This is a genomic window from Frankia alni ACN14a, from assembly GCF_000058485.1.
In the GTDB taxonomy this organism is placed as follows: Bacteria; Actinomycetota; Actinomycetes; order Frankiales; family Frankiaceae; genus Frankia; species Frankia alni.
In genome coordinates this window covers 766295-783842 of sequence record NC_008278.1, presented here as the reverse complement: position 1 = coordinate 783842, position 17548 = coordinate 766295, and the positions used below count along the sequence as shown (strand labels likewise).

The 17548-nt window shown below is 74.1% G+C and carries 16 protein-coding genes; 9 read left to right on the top strand and 7 right to left on the bottom strand.

Annotated elements, in window-relative coordinates; all coding sequences use genetic code 11:
• Window positions 1-224: 224 nt before the first annotated feature.
• A complete protein-coding gene (locus FRAAL_RS03115; protein ID WP_011601965.1) occupies window positions 225-1619 on the bottom strand; it encodes a CoA transferase in 1395 nt (464 codons plus the stop codon).
• 295 nt (window positions 1620-1914) lie between these two features.
• Between FRAAL_RS03115 and FRAAL_RS03110 the strand changes: the two genes are divergently transcribed.
• Window positions 1915-2652, top strand: coding sequence for a DnaJ domain-containing protein (locus FRAAL_RS03110; RefSeq protein ID WP_157891972.1), 738 nt, complete (start codon window positions 1915-1917; stop codon window positions 2650-2652).
• 58 nt (window positions 2653-2710) lie between these two features.
• Here the strand turns inward: FRAAL_RS03110 and FRAAL_RS03105 are convergent, their stop codons facing one another.
• Entirely contained in the window at window positions 2711-3742 is a 1032-nt protein-coding gene (locus tag FRAAL_RS03105; protein ID WP_011601962.1) for an asparaginase, read from the bottom strand.
• Between the two features lie 158 nt (window positions 3743-3900).
• On the opposite strand from FRAAL_RS03105, the gene FRAAL_RS31265 reads away from it, so the two are divergent.
• The gene (locus FRAAL_RS31265; protein WP_083866692.1) at window positions 3901-4125 is read left to right on the top strand and encodes an FmdB family zinc ribbon protein; all 225 of its coding nucleotides are present in this window, start codon (window positions 3901-3903) and stop codon (window positions 4123-4125) included.
• Window positions 4126-4137: 12 nt separating this feature from the next.
• On the opposite strand, the gene FRAAL_RS03100 is transcribed toward FRAAL_RS31265, so the two are convergent.
• The 3 genes from FRAAL_RS03100 to FRAAL_RS03090 form a co-directional block, all read right to left on the bottom strand.
• Window positions 4138-4380 carry a hypothetical protein gene (locus FRAAL_RS03100; RefSeq protein WP_041938753.1) on the bottom strand — a complete coding sequence of 81 codons (243 nt, stop codon included), beginning with the start codon at window positions 4378-4380 and terminating at the stop codon, window positions 4138-4140.
• A gap of 146 nt (window positions 4381-4526) precedes the next feature.
• On the bottom strand, window positions 4527-5165 hold the full coding sequence (locus tag FRAAL_RS03095; RefSeq protein ID WP_011601959.1) for a hypothetical protein: 639 nt from the start codon (window positions 5163-5165) through the stop codon (window positions 4527-4529).
• Window positions 5166-5557: 392 nt separating this feature from the next.
• Window positions 5558-5980 carry a DUF2795 domain-containing protein gene (locus tag FRAAL_RS03090; RefSeq protein WP_041938752.1) on the bottom strand — a complete coding sequence of 141 codons (423 nt, stop codon included), beginning with the start codon at window positions 5978-5980 and terminating at the stop codon, window positions 5558-5560.
• A 212-nt stretch (window positions 5981-6192) separates the two neighbouring features.
• Between FRAAL_RS03090 and FRAAL_RS03085 the strand changes: the two genes are divergently transcribed.
• Window positions 6193-7095: a Rieske (2Fe-2S) protein gene (locus FRAAL_RS03085; RefSeq protein ID WP_041938751.1), complete on the top strand. Its 903-nt coding sequence runs from the start codon at window positions 6193-6195 to the stop codon at window positions 7093-7095.
• 616 nt (window positions 7096-7711) lie between these two features.
• Here the strand turns inward: FRAAL_RS03085 and FRAAL_RS03080 are convergent.
• Both FRAAL_RS03080 and FRAAL_RS03075 read right to left on the bottom strand, forming a co-directional pair.
• Window positions 7712-8503 (bottom strand): metallophosphoesterase family protein, encoded by a 792-nt coding sequence (locus FRAAL_RS03080; RefSeq protein ID WP_011601956.1) that lies wholly within the window; start codon window positions 8501-8503, stop codon window positions 7712-7714.
• Window positions 8500-9420 (bottom strand): BON domain-containing protein, encoded by a 921-nt coding sequence (locus FRAAL_RS03075; RefSeq protein ID WP_308205974.1) that lies wholly within the window; start codon window positions 9418-9420, stop codon window positions 8500-8502. The genes FRAAL_RS03080 and FRAAL_RS03075 overlap by 4 nt, the downstream gene beginning before the upstream one ends.
• 576 nt (window positions 9421-9996) lie before the next feature.
• Here FRAAL_RS03075 and FRAAL_RS03070 point away from each other — a divergent pair.
• The 6 genes from FRAAL_RS03070 to FRAAL_RS03045 all read left to right on the top strand — a co-directional run bounded on the left by FRAAL_RS03070 (window position 9997) and on the right by FRAAL_RS03045 (window position 17340).
• Complete coding sequence (locus FRAAL_RS03070) at window positions 9997-10518, top strand: MarR family winged helix-turn-helix transcriptional regulator (RefSeq protein WP_197537241.1); 522 nt, start codon at window positions 9997-9999, stop codon at window positions 10516-10518.
• 76 nt (window positions 10519-10594) lie between these two features.
• Window positions 10595-12100 (top strand): CapA family protein, encoded by a 1506-nt coding sequence (locus tag FRAAL_RS03065; RefSeq protein WP_011601952.1) that lies wholly within the window; start codon window positions 10595-10597, stop codon window positions 12098-12100.
• Between the two features lie 164 nt (window positions 12101-12264).
• Window positions 12265-12786, top strand: a complete 522-nt coding sequence (locus tag FRAAL_RS03060) for a DoxX family protein (protein WP_011601951.1) — start codon at window positions 12265-12267, stop codon at window positions 12784-12786.
• Window positions 12787-12908: 122 nt separating this feature from the next.
• Entirely contained in the window at window positions 12909-13826 is a 918-nt protein-coding gene (locus tag FRAAL_RS03055; protein ID WP_231861481.1) for an alpha/beta fold hydrolase, read from the top strand.
• Window positions 13827-13863: 37 nt separating this feature from the next.
• Window positions 13864-14898, top strand: coding sequence for a GNAT family N-acetyltransferase (locus tag FRAAL_RS03050; RefSeq protein WP_011601949.1), 1035 nt, complete (start codon window positions 13864-13866; stop codon window positions 14896-14898).
• A 306-nt stretch (window positions 14899-15204) separates the two neighbouring features.
• Complete coding sequence (locus tag FRAAL_RS03045) at window positions 15205-17340, top strand: substrate-binding and vWA domain-containing protein (RefSeq protein ID WP_011601947.1); 2136 nt, start codon at window positions 15205-15207, stop codon at window positions 17338-17340.
• Window positions 17341-17548: the final 208 nt, after the last annotated feature.

Below are 17548 nucleotides of genomic sequence, written 5' to 3'. Positions count from 1 at the left end.
ATCGGCGGGATGATCCGGCCGACCCGCACGCACTCTCCGCTGAGATGGCGGAAACGTAGTCCCCGGGCAGATCGACCGAAAGTACACATATCAGGTTGTTACCTGGATGACACAAAAGTGGCGTCCCGGCGCGCCCACTGTTTACAATCCGCGCGGGTCGTACACGCGCCGCAACGTGGGGAGCGCCGTCCCGAAACCGCTTTCGCCGTGGTCAGCGCAGGCGGTCAGCGCGGCGCCGACCACACCGCCTGGCTGGTGCCGAGGGGGGCCGGCGCGGAGAGCCAGCGCGGGGCCACCCCGGCGACGGTCGCCGCCGGCCGGATGTACGAAAGCTCACCGAACTCACTGCTGAGGCAGGAGCGGTAGTCGTCGACGTCGTCCGCCGTCGGGTCGGGGAGGTCGAGGGTGTCGTGATGACCGAGATCCTGCAACCACCGCCCGGTCCGGGCCAGGGAGACCCGCACGTGCCAGCTCCCGCCCTCGTGCACCCGACGGGCGAGCGCGTCGAGCACCCCGAACGCGGCGAGGTAGCCGGTGCCGTGATCGAGCGCCTGCGCCGGCAGCGGCACCGGGCTCGACGCGCCGGCCGCCTCGGCCGTGGCGAGGACGATGCCCGAGGCGGTCTGGACCAGGCTGTCGAAGCCGCGCAGCCCGCTCCACGGCCCCTGCCGGCCGTAGGCGCTGATGCTGGCGTAGACGATGCCCGGCCGCATCCGGGCGACGGCGTCCGGGCCGAACCCGAGCCGGTCCAGCGCGCTCGGCCGGTAGGCCTGCAGGAGCACGTCGGCGGACGCGATGAGCTCCCGCAGCCGGCGGGCGTCGGCGGCAACCCGCAGGTTGAGGAACGCGTTGCGTTTGCCGAACCCCGTGTCGACCAGCAGGCCGTGCACCTCCGGCAGGTGGGCGGCGCCGACCCGCAGCACGTCCGCGCCGTAGGCGGCGAGCGTGCGCCCGGCGATGGGGCCGGCGATGACGCGGGTCAGGTCCAGCACCCGCAGGCCGGCGGCCGGCGTCTCCGTCGGTGCGAACCGGGCCGGCGGGGCGTCGCCGAGCCGGCTCACCTCGATCAGCGGCAGGTCGGCGACCGCCCCGGCCTGCCGGTGCTCGGCCCACTCCGGCTCCGCCCGCGCCATGCTGGCGCACAGCCCCATGGCCTGCAGCTCCAGCTCCAGCGGCGCGGCGTCGACCCGCCGGATCACCCGCTCGACGGCGGCGCGGTCATTCGGCGCCCCGAGCAGGTCCAGCACCCCGTTACAGTGGTGCGGAAAGTTGCAGTGCAGCTGGATCCAGCGGCCGTCCGCCGTGGGGTAGTAGCCCGAGATCGGGTCCCACGGGCCGGGCGGCGCCTTTCCGTCGATGCGCAGGTGGCGTTCGCTGCGGAAGGCGGCACCGGCGTGGCGGGTGTCGAGGGTGATGTCCGGGGGGCCGCCGCCGGTGCGGGCGGCCAGCAGCCGCCCGGCTCCGACCGCCGCGGCCGCCACCGAGGCGGTCGCGACCGTCGTCACCCGGTACAGGCTGGGCAGGACGTCGGCCGGACCGGTGACGGTCAGCCGGTCCGCGATGTCAGGCTCGCCCACCAGCGACGCGACCTCATCGACGATCTTCACGACCTGCGCCATGTCCCCATTCCCGTGTCACCCGTGCGCACGCTGCGCGCCGGCCCCGGCGGCGCGCCCCCGGCGGGAGCCGGGGACGTGACCGGCCCCGCACGCGGGGGGCTGGTCGCGAGCACGAAACGCTCACTCAAATCGCAGAGTGCGTAGAATGTTACTTTGAGCATCGGTCCGGGTGGCCGGTCTCGCGCTCGCCTTCGGGCGGTTCGGCGCTCATTCTGGTCACGTGCCCGTACTTTCGCCATGACGCGGTGCCGCCCGACCGCCCGATCGGGTGATCGAGGATGGCCGGGAGGCGCCCGTGGGTACGAAGCCCTCGCTGTACGAGGTCCTCGGGGTGGCCCCCGGCGCCACCGCGGACCAGATCCGCCACGCGTACCGGGTCGCCGCGCGGCGCACCCATCCCGACGCCGGCGGCTCGCCGTCGGCCTTCACCCGGGTCAGCGTGGCCTACCGGATCCTCAGCGACCCCGACCTGCGCCGCCGCTACGACCTGCGGCTCACCGACGAGGGCCGGCCGCGCACCGCCGGACCGGGCCACACCCGTGGCGGTTCACCCCATCCCCAGACCAGGCCCCATCCCCAGGCCAGGGCGTATCCCCGGACCGGACCCCATCCCGAGACCGGACCCCATCCCAAGACTGGACCCCATCCCAAGACTGGGGCGTATCCCAAGACTGGGGCGTATCCCCCAGGCGGGCCACACACCCCCGGCGGGCCGCGAGCCACGCGTGGCGACGGTCCGGGGGCGGCTGGATCGCGCCGGTCCCAGCCGGGAGCCGATTCGCCCGCGCCGCCGCGGCCCGGCGCCGACCCGGTGGTGCGGCGGCGCTACCTGATCCTGATGTCGATCGCGCTCACCCTGTTCATCGCGGGCGGCACGGTGGTCCGGATGTACTCCCTCCCCGCCACCATGATCATGATGGTGATCGCGGCGATCATCCCGCCGGTGGCCGTCACCGTCGCGGGCCGTCCCCGCCTGCCCCCCGACCCGACCCGTCACCACCGGCCGGGGCGGCGAGGCCAGCGCAGCCGTTGATGAGCCCTACTCGCGTTCGGTGCCGGCGGATCCGCCCCGACCGCGAGCCGTTGCCCCGTCAGCCGGGCAGGCGCACCCGCAGGGAGCCGACGGGCCGCCCGCCGCCAAGCACCGTCGGCGCCCCCAGCACGGCGAGCTGAGCCATGTCGAGTTCGAGATGGCCCGGGGTGTCCACCCCGGGCAGCGCGCCGAGGCGGTTCAGCGCCGCCAGTGCGACCGGGATGCCCGCCCGCCCGGCCCCATCTGCGATCTTGATGGCGACGGTGTGCCCGTCGAGCGTTGCGACCAGGGTGACGCCCTCGGCGCCGTTCTTCGCCAGCACGCCCGGCGCGGCGCGCATCAGGTCGGTGTCGGGGCGCCCGACCCCGCCGACCAGCTCGGGATGGGCGCGCATGGCGTCGACGACGCGCCGCTCCGGGCTGCCCGCTGCCGCCTGCACCATCGCCCGCAACCCGCGAGCGAGCCCGGTGAGCGAGAAGGCGAACAGCGGTGCGCCACAGCCGTCCACCGTCGTGCCGGCGATCTCCTCACCGATCAGGTCCTCGACCGTGCGGCGGATCTCCTGCTGCAACGGATGGTCCGGCTCGGTGTAGTTCCGCACCGGCCAGCCGGCGGCCACACAGCAGGCGATCATGCCGGCGTGCTTGCCCGAGCAGTTCATCAGGACCGGTTCGGCGCGCCCGCCGGCGCGCAGGTGGGCCTCGGCCGCGGCGGTGCCCAGCGGCAGGTCCGCGGGACAGCGCAGGGCATCGGCGGAATAGCCGGCGACGGAGAGAATCTCCAGCACGCGGGCCAGGTGGGCCGGTTCGCCACTGTGCGAACTCGCGACCACGGCCAGCAGGTCGCTCGGGATGTCCCGGCTCAGGAAGACCCCGTCGAGACCGGCCCGCAGCATCGCGGCGGCCTGAAAGGGCTTGGCGGCCGAACGGGGGAACACGGGCCTGTCCGGCGCGCCCACCCGCAGGGCGACGGCACCATCGCGACCGAGACCGACGACGGTGCCGTGATGCAGGCTCTCGACGAACGGTGCGCCGCTGCGCAGCCCCCGGACGACCTCGGCGACCACCTGCGGACCCTCCGGTGGCTCCATGGCTGTCAGGGTACGACGGCCGTCCCGCCGAGGCGGGCACCATGCCACATCCCCCACATCCGGACGAAAACGCGCACTTCCGGCCGCCGCCGCGCCCTTCCGTGCGGGGGCCAGCCGAACCGCGACCAGGACGCGGCCGGGCCACATACCCTGGTGATGTGCCTGCCTACGACTACCGCTGCCGGGTGTGCGACGCCTCCTTCGAGGTCCGTCGGAGCATCACCGAATCCACCCCGACCGACGGAGTGACCTGCCCGTCCGGCCACGCCGAGACCTCGCGGGTCTTCTCCGCGGTGGCCGTCAGCCGCGGCGCGGCCGCTCCGGCCATGGCTGCGCCGTCGGGCGGCGGCGGAGCGTGCTGCGGCGGAGGTTGCTGCGGCTGACGCCGCCCCGCCTCACCGCTGGCGGCCCGCCCCGCGGCTCTTCGCCGGCCCGCGGGCTGCCCGGCTGCGGGGGCCGACGTCCACCTGGCGGTCGCGCTGACCGCCCGACGCCGCCGCCCGGTCCTCGACCAGGCGTCGGCGAAGCAGCCGCAGTGTCGCGTCCCGTTCGGTCTGGTTGAGGCCGGAGACGAGGGTCTGCAACAGGCCGCCCGATCCGGGTTGTCGGTCACGGTTACCGAGCCCACGCGTACCCATGAACTCACTCCTACCCACGGGTGTGACAGGTCACGCGGCGCCGCCCTCAACCCAGGTGCGCGCACGTGCGCTGGCAGGCCACCGGCCGGCCCGCTTCCTGGTCGGAGCGGCGCCGGTCCCGTCGCCCCCGCATCCGGGTACGCGGATCAGCCCGACGTCCCCGCACGATCGGCCCGCGCGCCCGCGGCCGTGACTTGCCCGCCCGCGGCGGTGACCTGCCCGCCCGAGGCGGCGGCCTGCTCCGAACGATCGGCCGGGCGGCGCCGGGTCGCCCGCAGCACGCTCGCCGCGCCGAATCCCCCGGCCGACCGCGTCGCCTGCCCCGTCTTCGCCGCCCGATCTGACTGCCCTGCCCGCTGCGGGCCCGCCCGGTGGGCCGAGCGGACGGACGAGCCGAGCGAGCGGCCCGACGAGCGCAGGAACCTGAGCGCGGCCGAACCCGCGTCGACCAGCGAAGCCCGCGCCGCCTGGCGGTAGGTGTGCACGACCCGCCGGTCGAAGGTGGGCGGTCCGAAGATCATGATCCAGGCGACGCCGAGTGCCCACAGGCCGGCCAGGGCTCCGAACGTCAGCACCCCGAACGCACCCAGCAGTGCGAAGAACACCAGGAACGCGACGCTCGCCGCCGACCCCCAGCCGATCAGACGGCCGAGGCTGATCGGCTCCGCCGGTCCCCGACGAGCGGCGGGCGGCCTGGTCGACGTGGTCGCCGCCGTGCGGACCGGTGCCGGGCGCGCGGCCCGAGCGGGGGAAGGTCCCGTGGCCCGACCCGTGGCCGCACCCACCGCCGCGACCGATCCGGCACCCCCGGGAGACCGGGTCGACGTGGTCCCGGCGGGCCGGGCCGATGCGGGTCGGGCGGCCGCGGTGGCGCGGGAGTCCCGGGTTGCGCGGGAGTCCCGGGTTGCGGAGCCACGGGTGGTAGATGTGCGTGGCCGTCGATCCAGCACAGTGCGTCCCATGGCTGCTCTGTGCCCCGGTGGTGTCGGCGTCATGCAATCGTCCTCATGACGACCGCCACATTCCCCTGCCACGCAAAGGTTTCCCACCCGAAGGCGCCACGGTGGCGGCTGCTGTCATACAGCGGACACCCGGGCCGTCCCCTCGCACCCGGTCACAGCCCGGCCCCGCACACCGCACACCGCCCGCCGCCCGGCCTCCGGTCGAACGCGGTCCGTCAGCTCCGCGCCGACTGGGCGTCGACCTCCTGCCGCAGCACCCGCCACAGCTCGCCGACGGAGGTGAACTGGACGCCGGGTGGCGCCGCTTCGACCTCCTCGATCACCCGGTCCGGGGCGTGCTGGTGGCGGAGATGATCCATGATCTCTTCCCGCTCGGCGGGAAAGACCGCCCGGCCGAGCCAGCGGGCAAGCTCGGACCGCTCCTCGACGTCGGCCAACGTCATGCCGGCCGCCGCCCCGGCCCGGGACTGGGCGGGGTCCGGGAACTGCGCGTCGCCGGGCAACTCGTCCGTCGGTTCGACGGAACGCCACTCCTCCGCCCGGGTGTCCCGGCCGCTGCGCACGAACCCGGAGACCTCGTGCGCCATGGCGTCGTCCCGCCACGGGCCGTGCTTGGAGCTTCCCCGATCCACTGCCATGTCTCGTTCCTTCCCTCCGTCGCCATCGCGGACGGCGACGGGTGGTCGAGAAACCGACGGCCCGCGCGGCGGACTGCGCGCGGGGATGGGCGGTGACCCCGTTCGTCCCGCCGGATCCGCGTCGCGCAGGGGATGTACACGCTGGGGCCCGAAACAAACCCTCCGCCGGGCGGTGCGGTTCGCCGACAGGCCCGGACGGGAACACCGCAGGCATGAGGCGGACACCGCACGATGTTCTCGTCGGGCCGGCCGAGCGCCTGGAGCGCGCCGAGGCACTCGATCCGGTGGCGACGAAGGTCCGCGACCGTGTGCGGCACACCCTGGGGCCCGGGGCGGCGCGCGACCTGCTCAACGGGGTGCCGCTCGGGCATCCGCTGCACCCTGCCCTGGCCCAGCTCCCGCTGGGGACCTGGCTGTCCGCGGGGATCGTGGACCTGCTGGGCGGGCACGACGAACGATCCGAACGGGCGGTGCGGGTCCTGATCGGTTCGGGCCTGCTCGCCGCCGGGGCGGCGGCGGCCGCGGGCCTCGCCGACTACTCCGAGCTACACCAACGTCAACTACGCGTCGGCGTGGCCCATGCCGGCGCCAACAGCCTGGCGGTCGGCTGCTACCTCGCGTCGTTGCTGGTCCGCTGGGGCGGGCACGACCGGCTGGGTCGACGGCTGGGACTGGCCGGGCTCGCCGTCGCGGGCACGTCGGCCTACCTGGGCGGTCATCTCGCCTACCGGCAGGCGTCGGGGGTCAACCACGCCGAGGAGGTCACCCACCTGCTGCCGCCCGGCTGGCACCGGGTCGCCCGACTGGACGAGCTGGCCGCGGGCCGCCCGGAGGTCCGCCTGCTGGGCGAGGTGCCGCTGCTGCTGCTCCGGCAGGGCGATCACGTCGACGTCCTCGCGGACCGGTGCAGCCACCTGGCCGGGCCCCTGCACGAGGGAAGAATCGTGATCGACGGCGGCGTCACCTGTGTGCGCTGCCCCTGGCACGGCAGCACGTTCCGGCTGGCCGACGGGGCGGTCGCGCACGGACCCGCGACCGCCGGGCAGCCCCGGCTGGAGGTCGCGGTCGCCCACGGCGACGTCGAGGTGCGGTTGTCCGACGCCGGGATCTCGTGACCTCCACGAGGTCCGAGCCAGGCGCCACGCGGGCCCCGAGCCGTCCGCGGCGCGCGGGACGCTCCGGGTGGCGTCGGGCGAGTGCACCGCATGCCCCATTCGGACGATCCGGGGGCACCACAGGCGGGCCATGCAGTCGGCCAGTAAATGGTCCGGTCGAGTCAGACGCCCGGTGACTCACCTCGGTGGTCATGGTGCCCCGCCCGGGGGAGTGCAGGGCCCGACCGGGCCCACTCGAGAGGGGTAGAAAGCCCCGGATCGGACTATCAGCGGTCAGCGTGACACGCCCGGACGGACCATGTCCCCGCGGGGGGCCCACGCGGGTGATGGCCGCCCGGGCGGCGAGCCCGTTCGGGCGGGTGCTCCCCACCCACACCCGTTCAAGCAACACGGGAGTGCATCCCCCACCTGGGCCATGGGGAGCCCCCACGCCGACTATCCGGTCTGCCTGTTCAGATCCACGACGCCCCGCTCGTCGTCGCGGCAGGCCGGCCGATCGACGCTCGGATGACGGAGGACCGGCCGTCGGCAGGACCGTCGGACGGCGGTCACGAGGCCGTCGGGCGGCGGTCACGAGGCCGTCGGGCGGCCGGTCAGCAGGGCCGTCGGGCGCTGGTCACGAGGCCGTCGGGGCCGCGAGATCGACCGCCGGAGCCGGTGACGGCGCCGGTGTCCGGGCCCCCTCTGCGGGCGCGCCGGAGCCGACGGCGTAGAGCGCGCAGGGCTTCCCGATCACCGGCCGGGCGACATTGCGGACCGGCACTCCACCCGCCGTCGACCCGCGTTCCGAGCCCGCGTGGGCGTGCCCGTGCAGGGCGAGGACGGCGCCGCCGGCATCCAGCGCCTCGGCCAGGTGATAGCTGCCGAGAAAGGGATAGATCTCGGCTCGTTCGCCGATCAGAGTGTCTGGAATCGGGGCGTAATGGGTCAAAGCGACGCGGGTATCGCAGTCGAGTGCCTCCAGGGCATTCCGGAGCCGGGTGGCGACCTCCTTCGTATGCCGAACGAAGGCCTTCATCAGCGGTTCACCGAAGTCGGATCCGCTGGCGCCGGCAAAGCCGCCACCGAATCCCTTGACGCCGGCGATCCCGAGCCGCGCACCGTCGACGTCCACCACCGTTCCGGTGCCTTCGAGCACCGTCACGCCGGCAGCGGTGAGGATGGCGGTGATCTCGGACTCCGCATTGCTGTGGTAGTCGTGATTGCCGAGCACGGCGATGACGGGTAGCGGTGCGCCCGCCACCTCGGCCGCGACAACGTCGGCTTCGGCGGGCAGCCCGTGCTGGGTGAGATCGCCCGCCAGCAGCAGCACGTCGGCGCACCCGGCGAGGCCGCGGACGACCGGCGCGAAGGTCCCTGCGCTGTCCGTTCCCAGGTGGATGTCGCCGACCGCGGCGATGCGCATCATGAAATTGTCTCCACCCTCGCAGTCTCGTCGACCGCCGTGGCGCGGCCGGTGATCGTGACCTCGTTGCGGACCAGCCTGCCCGGGGCGGCCTCGGCCAGCACCTCCGCGACCGCCCGGCGGCGGGCATCGGTGGCGACCTCGCCCTCGACGAGGATGCGCCCGTCGACGACCACCACCTCGAGCCCGAGCTCCGCGACCCGCGGATCCTCGGCGAGGCGTTCGTGCAGCTCTCCCGCGAGGTATTCGTCGGCCTCGGTCAGGTCCAACTCCCCCGCCAGGTCCGTTCTCCCCGCCCGGCCCGACTCCGCCGACAGACCTGACTTCCCCTCCGGTCCGGGGCCGTCATCTTCCTTGCCGGCTCGCAAACCAATGCCTTCCGGCGCCTGTCTCTCAGCCCCGCCGCCTTCAGCCCTGCCGCCTTCAGCCCCGCCGCCTTCAGCCCTGCCGCCTTGTACCCTGCGGCCTTCCGCCCTGCCGCCAAACGTTGCGCCGCGCTGCCCCGCCGTGGACAGCGCAATGCCGCCATCCGACGCGGCAATCCCGGCGGGCCGGGCGGCCACCGGGGCGGCATCGACCGGCGGAATGAGATTGAGTCGGGCGGCGACCAGCAACGCGGCCTCGGCGAAGGGCGAGGCGGCGGTGGATCGGCGAACCTGGTCCCAGTCGACCTGCTCGCGCATCGCCCGGATCATCGGCAGGACCCGGGCCAGATCGCAGTAGCGCTCCTCCAGCGCCAGCAGGGTCATCTCAAACCAGTCCGTGGCGTCCAGGACGGGCATCCGAACCGAGTCCACCGACATCTCGCTGGACCGTTCCAGCATCTGCGAGGTAACCGCCCGACCGACCGGATGGTGGATGAGATCGACGAGCACCTCGCCGTCGAACACCTTGGTGAGCCAGTCCTCCGGCGGATCCACCGGCCGCAGCCCGGCCGCGGCCAGAACCTCGACCGCCCGCGGCACGTCCTCTTCCCGCAGCATGAAATCGACGTCGTGAACGGGCTCGGGACCGCCGCGGGCCCAGCACGCGTAGCTCCCCCCGAGGGCGAACGGGATGTCCGCCTCCTTCAGGGTCACGGCAACCCGTTTCAGACTCTCCCGCAGACCTCTGGGCGCAAGCTCCATACCGCAGCCCGTACCCGCCTGTGCCCTGTGATGCACCTCGCGCGTGGCGCCGGGTGGTCGCGGGTGCCCCTGTCACGATCGCGACATCCCCGAATGGCTACCCCAAAGCGGTGACAAGAGTACTACGCAAGTGCCGGGATGTCCGGCTATCCGTAGTTATAATTTCACTACATGCCACAGGAGTTACGGCTTCGACGTCGGAGCGCCACCCGATTCTCACACCCTGGCGACAACGAGCGTCGGCATGAGCGATGATGACCTTTGCGGCGAACTCGTCGGCCGCCCACTTCGACACCGGATTGGAAGCGAACCCTGAACGCGCGCACACGATCCGACCAGTTGCCCAGGGGTGTCGGTGAAGACACCGGCGTGCTGGAACATTCCGGCGAGCGCCTACCCGGGCAACGCGCCACCGGGACGGCCACCCTGTCCCCGCAGCCGGCCGAGCCGCCCAGCACCAGCGGCGTGGTCGACATGTCCAGCCACCCGGGCCAGCTCGCCCGTCGGCTGCAGCAGGTGACCTACCAGCTGTGGACGACAACCGTCTCCACCGAGACCACCCCGCCGCAGTTCGTGGTCCTCAACAGCCTCCTCGCCGATCCCGACATCGATCAGCGCACGCTCGGCGAACGGGCGTCGCTCGACAGATCCACGGTCGCCGACGTGGTGGCGAGGCTCGTCCAGCGAGGCCTCATCCGCCGGGTCCGCGACCCGCGTGACGGCCGCCGCAACGTGCTACGGCTGACCAAGCGAGGCGAGTCGACCCACGGCCAGGTGGCAGACCGCATCGAACAGATGAACGACAAGCTGCTGGCCCCCCTGTCCCGGGAGGAACAGGGCTCGCTGCTGTCCATGCTGACGCGGATCGTCGACCAGGGCGGCCCGCGGTAGCACGACTGCCACTCATCGTTTACATTCGGTAACGCTAGGACGTCGATTCAATTCGATCCGACCGGCACCGAGGACGATGCTGCGACTCCGTCGGCCCGACGCGCGGCGTCGCCCCCGATCACCTGGCGCCCCGCACACGGGCCTGTCCGCACTTCGGCGACTCGCTGTCGTCGGGCTCGCCGGTCTCGCGGTCGGCACCGTCGGCATCACCGCCTCGTCCCCGCTCCACGGGCGCGAGGCCGCCCGGCCCGCCAGTTCCATCCCAGCGGGCCGTCCCGACCGCGGTGAGCCCGACGGCGGTACGCACGCCGCCGGCCCCGACCTGCCCGCCGATCGTGACCCGAGCGGTGGGGGCCCGCCGCACGATGTTCGGCCGAGCCAGACCCGGCCGAAGGGTGCCCGTGCCTCGTTCGGTCCCGAGGCCACGGCCATCACCGTCGTCGCGGCGGGCGAGATCGACCTGTCCCGGGCGGTCGACCCACAGGCGGCCGTGTCACCGCTGCGCGGCTACGGCACCGCGGCCGATCTCGCTCTCTGCCGGCTGGTCGCGCCCCTCGCGACGTCCCTCGCCGCCCCGGATCGCCGGTCAGACGGCGCGGATGGCGCCGCCGTCGCCCTCGCCGGCGCAGGTTTCGACCGGTGCGACACCGGCGGTGTCGGACCGCCCGGCAGCCCGGCGCGCACGCGCACCGACGCGGCCCTCGACCAGGCGGGCATCGCCGCCTCCGTCCCGGCGGTCGCAGGCGCCCGGGGGCCGATCGGGACGGAGACGGTCCGGGGAACGCGGGTCGCCCTGCTCTCCTACCTCGACCCCGTCTCCTCCCTCGACCCCGCCGGCACGTCCGCCCAGACCGCTCTCACCGCCGAGCGGATCGGCCAGGACGCCGCCCGCGCCCGCTCCGACGGCGCCGATCTCGTCGTCGCGCAGCTCGCCTGGGGCCAGCCCGGCCAGCAGGCCGTGACGCCGCACCAACGGGATCTGGCCCGCGCGCTGCTCACCTCGTCCGACGTGGACCTGATCCTCGGCACCGGCGGCGGGACCCCGCTGCCGATCGAGCGGATCGCCGGCCGCTACGTCGCCTACGACCTGGGCACCCTGATCGGTGCACCGGCCTCCGGCGACCGCGGGGACGCCACGGCGGACCGCTCTGCGGACGGCTCTGCGGACGGCTCTGCGGACGGCTCTGCGGACGGCTCTGCGGACGGCGGGTCGCCCGCCCCGGGCCTCGACGGCGTGCTGCTCTCCATCCAGGTCCGGCGGACGGCCCTGGGCTGGACGGTGGCCGGCCTCACCTACACGCCGACCTGGGCGGATCCCTCCGGCGCCGCGGCCTGGCCGATCGCGGACCGGCTGGACGACCCCGGCGCGCCCGCGCGGGATCAGGCCCGGCTGGCCGCCTCCTGGCAACGCACGATCGCGGCCGTCGGAGCGCTCGGCTCGACCGACGGGGTCCGGGTCGACCGGGTACCCCGCGATTCGCCCCCGGACCGTCCAGGCTGGCCGGCCAGCCCTGAAGCCCGGCCAGCCCCCACAGGCCCGGCCGGTAGGGCGAACCCGCCAATAGGGCGAACCCGTCGGTAGGGCGAACCCGTCGGTAGGGCGAACCCGTCGGTAGGGCGAACCCGTCAGTAGATCAAACTTAGTGCAATTAGCGTGTCTTCGCCGTCAACCCGATACTGTCTGCGCTGCGGCAGCGGTGTACGCCACGCCGTCCACGCAGGCAGCCCGTCCCGAGGAGGAGACACGTGACATCGCCTGACACCGCGGCCCTGGTGCTCCGGGTCATCGTGGGTCTCACTCTGGTCGCCCACGGCTACAACCACGTCTGGGGGCCTGGCGGGATCAAGGGCACGGCCGGCTGGTTCCAGAGCATGGGTCTGCGTCCGGGCATCGTGCACGCCTGGACCTCCGGGCTCGTCGAGCTCGCCGCGGGATTCGGGCTGGTCTTCGGCTTCCTCACGCCGTTCAGTGCCGGCGGCATCATCGGCACGATGGTCGTCGCGGGCATCACGGCGCACCGCACCAACGGCTTCTTCATCTTCAAGCCGGGCCAGGGTTACGAGTACGTCCTGATGATCGCGGCCGTCTGCGCGGCGATCGGCATCCTCGGCCCCGGCAAGGCGTCGCTGGACCACGCGATCGGCATCGAACTCGACGGCTGGGCCGGCGGCCTGATCGCGATCCTGCTCGGCGTGGGCGGGGCTGCCCTGCTGCTGGTGACCGCCTGGCGGCCGGAGCGCAAGCCGGCGGAGTCGACCAAGGTCTGAGCACCGCCGCCCGGCACCCACCGCCTGACCTGCGTCGTCCGGCGCGGGCTGGCCGCGGCGCGGGCCCGGGACGGTCGCGGCACGGGGGCGCGCGGGCGAAGAGTGTGCTCATACTGACCTACGTGCCTACGAACTCCGACAGTGGACAGCTGGCCTCGGCGACCTCTGGCCCGTCCCTGCGCATCCCCAGCGGCGGGCTGACCCTCGCCGCGGACGCCTACGGCGACGACACCGATCCTCCGGTGGTGTTACTCCACGGTGGCGGCCAGACCCGTCACTCCTGGCGGCGCACCGCCCGCCGGCTCGGTGCGGACGGCTGGTACACCCTCACGGTGGACCTGCGCGGCCACGGCGACTCCGGCTGGTCCCCCGAGGGCGACTACGCGCTCGACGCCTTCGCCGACGACGTGCTCGCCCTGCGCCGCGCCCTCGGCCGGCCGCCGGTGCTCATCGGCGCCTCGCTGGGCGGCATCGCCTCCCTCGCCGCCGTCGGCCGCGACCCCGACGTCGCGCGCGGCCTGGTCCTCGTCGACGTGTCGCCGTTCCTGCAGCCCCGGGGCACCGGACGGATCATGGACTTCATGCGGGCCGCGCCGGACGGCTTCGCCTCCGTCGAGGACGCCGCCGACGCGGTCGCCGCCTACCTGCCGCACCGGGAGCGCCCCCGCGACCCGGCCGGGCTGCGCAAGAACCTGCGCTTCGCCGACGGCCGCTGGTACTGGCACTGGGACCCGGCGTTCGTCTTCCCGCCCGAGGGCCACGACCCGCGGCTGCGGCTGCGCACGCCGCTGGAGGAGCTATCCGCCATCGTGACGAGGCTGCGGATCCCGACCATGCTCGTGCGGGGCGGCCAGTCCGACGTGCTCGGCGAGGACGACGCCCGCCGGTTTCTCGACCTCGCCCCGCACGCGGAGTACTGCGACGTCGCCGGGGCGCATCACATGGTCGCCGGCGACGACAACGCCGTCTTCGACGTGCGGATCCTCGACTTCCTCCAGCGCCGGATCCGTCCCCGCCTGGTCCTGGGCCCCGGCGACTGACCGGCACACCCCACCCGGTGGGGTATGCCTGACCCCGATGGACGACGCACCGGACACGCCCCCGCCCGAGGATGCCGGCCCGCCCACGGTCGCCGGCCTGCTGCTGGCGGCCGGGGCGGGGCGGCGGATGGGGCGCGCCAAGGCGCTGGTCGAGTTCGGCGGTGAGACCCTCGCCGCGCGGGGGGTCCGGATGCTCGCCGCCGGCGCCTGCTCGCCGGTCGTGGTCGTCGTCGGCGCCGCCGCGGACGAGGTCGCCGCGGCCCTCACCGCTGCCGCCGCGTACCGCGGGGCGGGCGACTCCGTGGGGCGGGCCCAGCAGCGTGCCGGCGGGGCGGGCGGCGAGGCGACGGGGCGTCTCGGGTGGGCGGAGCCGCGGCTGGTGCGGGCGCAGGGCTGGGCCGAGGGGATCGGCGCCTCCCTGCGAGCCGGGCTCGACGCTCTCGGCGGCACCGGCGCCCAGGCCGCGGTCGTGACGCTGGTCGACCAGCCCGGCCTGACCGCGGCGGCGGTCCGCCGCCTGGTCGACGCCGCCGCGCCGGCCGGGGCGTACCGGCGATACGCGGCGCTGACCGCCACCTACCGCGGCCAGCCGGGCCATCCCGTCCTGCTGCGCCGGGCGATCTGGGCCGACGTCGCCGGCCTCGCCCGCGGGGAGGTCGGCGCGCGGGCCTGGCTGCGCGCCCATCCCGACGCCGTCGGCCGGGTCGCCTGCGACGGCCTCGGCACCCCCGCGGACGCCGACACCCCTGCCGACCTCGCCGGCATCGAGGAGGATGCCCCCATGGACCTGTCTGTCACCGATAATCCCGCACGCTTCCGCTACGAGGCGATCACGCCCGCCGGCGAGATCGCCGGTTTCGTGCAGTACCAGAAGCGGCCGGATCGGATCGTCTTCATCCACACCGAGGTGAGTCCGGAGTTCTCCGGCCAGGGGGTGGGTTCCACCCTCGCCACCGCGGCACTGGACGATGTTCGCCGGCAGGGCCTCGCCGTGGTCCCGCAGTGCCCCTACATCCGCGCGTTCATCGAACGCCATCCGGCCTACGCCGATCTCGTGGCCGCCGACGCCTGAGCCGCGGCCGTCCGCCGTAGAGCGAACATCGGGGCTGGTAGGACACCATGCCGACGACGTAGGAAACGGAGGAACAACGCCGAGCCCCGGCATTCCAAGATGAGCTGACGACCGGCCCGCGGCTGGGCAGTATCGGCGGCACGAAAACCGATACGAGGCACAACGCTCCCGATTCCCGAATCGGCGGGGGACGGCGGGGAGCGCGGTCGACCGTTGCGCGGTGGGCTCGGCGGGAGAAGTAGTCACATCATCGTGGTGGCGGCGGGTTCGGAACAGGCACGGCGCCTCCCGTGAAAGGACGTCTGTGTGTCCGGCGCCCGTCATCGGTCCCCAGGTGGAGGCAGTCACGGCGCCCGGCCGCGCCGGCCTGACCGGCCTGACCCGCCTGACCGGCGTGTCCGCAGGTCAGCGCGCGGGCGGTTCACCGGGCCTGAGCGGTCCGAACAGCCGGAACGGCCCGGACGGCCGGAAGGGCCCGGACGGCCCGGACGAGTCGGACGGTCCGCGCGGCCGGGACGGGTCGGCCCGGACGGGCGGCGCCGGGGCTGGCGGGCCCGCGGGATCGGTCTCGGCGCGGTCAGCAGTGCCGCCCTGCTCGTCCTCGGCGGTCTCACGGTCACCGGCATCGGGTTCGCGGCGGCCTCCGTCTGGCACGGCGGCTCGCCGGAGGAGTGCGCCGACGGCACCACCCGGACCACGCTGACGATCACCACAGCCCCGACCCTGGCCGCGCCGATCAGCCGGCTGGCCGCCGAGTTCAGCCGGGCGCACTCCGACCAGGACGGGCCCTGCGTGACCTTCGACGTGTCCGCCACGCCGTCCGACCGGGCACTCGACGCGTTGTCGCGGGCGACCACGCCCGGTTCGACCGTTCCGGACGTGTGGATCCCCGAGTCGGCGGACTGGCTGGAGCTGGGGCAGGAGTCGAATACCGCGGCGCAGCAGTTGCCGGCGCGGGCGACGACGATCGCCGGCTCCCCCGTCGTCATCGCCATGCCCCGGCTGATGGCACAGCGGCTCGGCTGGCCGGAACATCACCTGACCTGGGCCGATCTCGCGGCCGATGCGGACAGGACGGCCTTCTGGCCGGACCGCGGGGAGCCCCGCTGGGGCGAGTTCCGGCTCGCCATGGCCAACCCCGAGAACTCGGCGGCGGCGCTGCGGGCGGTCATCGGCACGGTCGGCGCGGCGCGGCGGTTGGCCCCCGCGGACATGACACCGGGCACCTTCGACCAGGACCGCGCGGCCCAGGCCACGGTGCTGCACCTGGAGCGCTCGATCGACTGGCTGCCGCAGTACGACCACCAGCTGTTCGACTCGGTCCGCGACGGCGGTACGGAGAACGGCGCCGCCGGCAGCGCGCCGTCGGCCTTCCCCGCCCTGGAGTCCGACGTCATCGCCTACAACCGGACGCTGACGGCGCGGACGGGCCCCCTGTCCGCGACGACCCTCGTCGCCTCCTATCCCGCCGACGGCGCGTTCACGGCGACGGTGCCCTACATCGTCCTGAAGCGGACGACGGATTCGGCGCCCAGGCACGCCGCGGCGGACGCCTTCGCCGCCTACCTGCGCGGCGACGCCGGGCGGCGAGCCCTGACCGCGGCCGGCTTCCGCACCCCCGCGGAGCTGGCAGGCCGCGACGATCCGGGCGGGCTGGCGGCGACGCTCAACGCGACCGACGGCGTGCGTTCCACCCCGCCGAAGCTCGCCAGTACGGACGCCTCGGACAGCGTGCTCGGAACCGCGCGCCGCTTCTTCCGGCACAGCCGTGAACGCGGGGCCACCCTCGCCGTGCTCGACACCTCCGGCTCCATGGCGCTGCCGCTGACGAGCGACGCCGGTCGCACCCGCCTCCAGGCGGCCACGGACGCGGCGATGACCGGCCTGCGGCTGTTCGCACCGGACAGCCAGGTCGGCCTCTGGCAGTCCTCCGCCGAACTGCCCGACGGCCACCGGGAGCTCGCCCCGCTCGCCCGGCTGAACGCTGCGGGCCACGCCGGCGCGGGCCACGCCGGCACCCAGCGCGACGACCTGACCGCCTCGCTGGCGGCCCTGAAGCCCGGCGGCAGCACCGACCTGTACTCGACCGCCGTCGCGGCCGTGCGCGAGCTGACCGACCGGTACGCCGCTGATCGGCTCAACCGGGTCGTCCTGTTCACCGACGGTGACGCGGACACCGGCGGCGACGATCACCCCGACGGGGAGCAGCCGGGGCGGCGCGCGACGGCGAGTGCCGAGCCCACGCTCGACCAGGCTGTCTCCGCGCTGCGGGCCGCCGCAGATCCGCACCGGCCCGTCCAGCTCATCGTGATCGGCTGCGATCCCGGCGCGGATCTCGCCAGCCTGCAACGCCTGGCCGGGGCCACCGGCGGCCACGCCTACCTCGCGCCGGACGCGGACGCCCTGTTCGACATCTACGTCGACACCCTGACCGGCGCCTAGCCGGTGCGCGTTCCACGTGGGTCCCTCTCAGGCGCGGCGCGACCGCCCGTCGCCATCTCGGCCAGATTGCGGACACATCGTGCCGAGGTCTGGGCACGGTTTTGAGCGTCAAAAGCGTGCCCAGACCTCGGCACGGCTACGCACGCGACCGGTGACAGAAAGGATCGGCGGGTAGCCCACCTCTCCGCGACGCCGGCCGGTCAGCCCG

Coding starts and splice junctions, on each gene's coding strand:
- FRAAL_RS03080 (WP_011601956.1), bottom strand. CDS start 8,503: ATGATGCGCATCGCCGCGGTCGGCGACATCCACCTGGGAACGGACAGC.
- FRAAL_RS03115 (WP_011601965.1), bottom strand. CDS start 1,619: ATGGCGCAGGTCGTGAAGATCGTCGATGAGGTCGCGTCGCTGGTGGGC.
- FRAAL_RS03105 (WP_011601962.1), bottom strand. CDS start 3,742: ATGGAGCCACCGGAGGGTCCGCAGGTGGTCGCCGAGGTCGTCCGGGGG.
- FRAAL_RS03100 (WP_041938753.1), bottom strand. CDS start 4,380: ATGGGTACGCGTGGGCTCGGTAACCGTGACCGACAACCCGGATCGGGC.
- FRAAL_RS03050 (WP_011601949.1), top strand. CDS start 13,864: ATGGACGACGCACCGGACACGCCCCCGCCCGAGGATGCCGGCCCGCCC.
- FRAAL_RS03090 (WP_041938752.1), bottom strand. CDS start 5,980: ATGGCAGTGGATCGGGGAAGCTCCAAGCACGGCCCGTGGCGGGACGAC.
- FRAAL_RS03065 (WP_011601952.1), top strand. CDS start 10,595: ATGCTGCGACTCCGTCGGCCCGACGCGCGGCGTCGCCCCCGATCACCT.
- FRAAL_RS03085 (WP_041938751.1), top strand. CDS start 6,193: ATGAGGCGGACACCGCACGATGTTCTCGTCGGGCCGGCCGAGCGCCTG.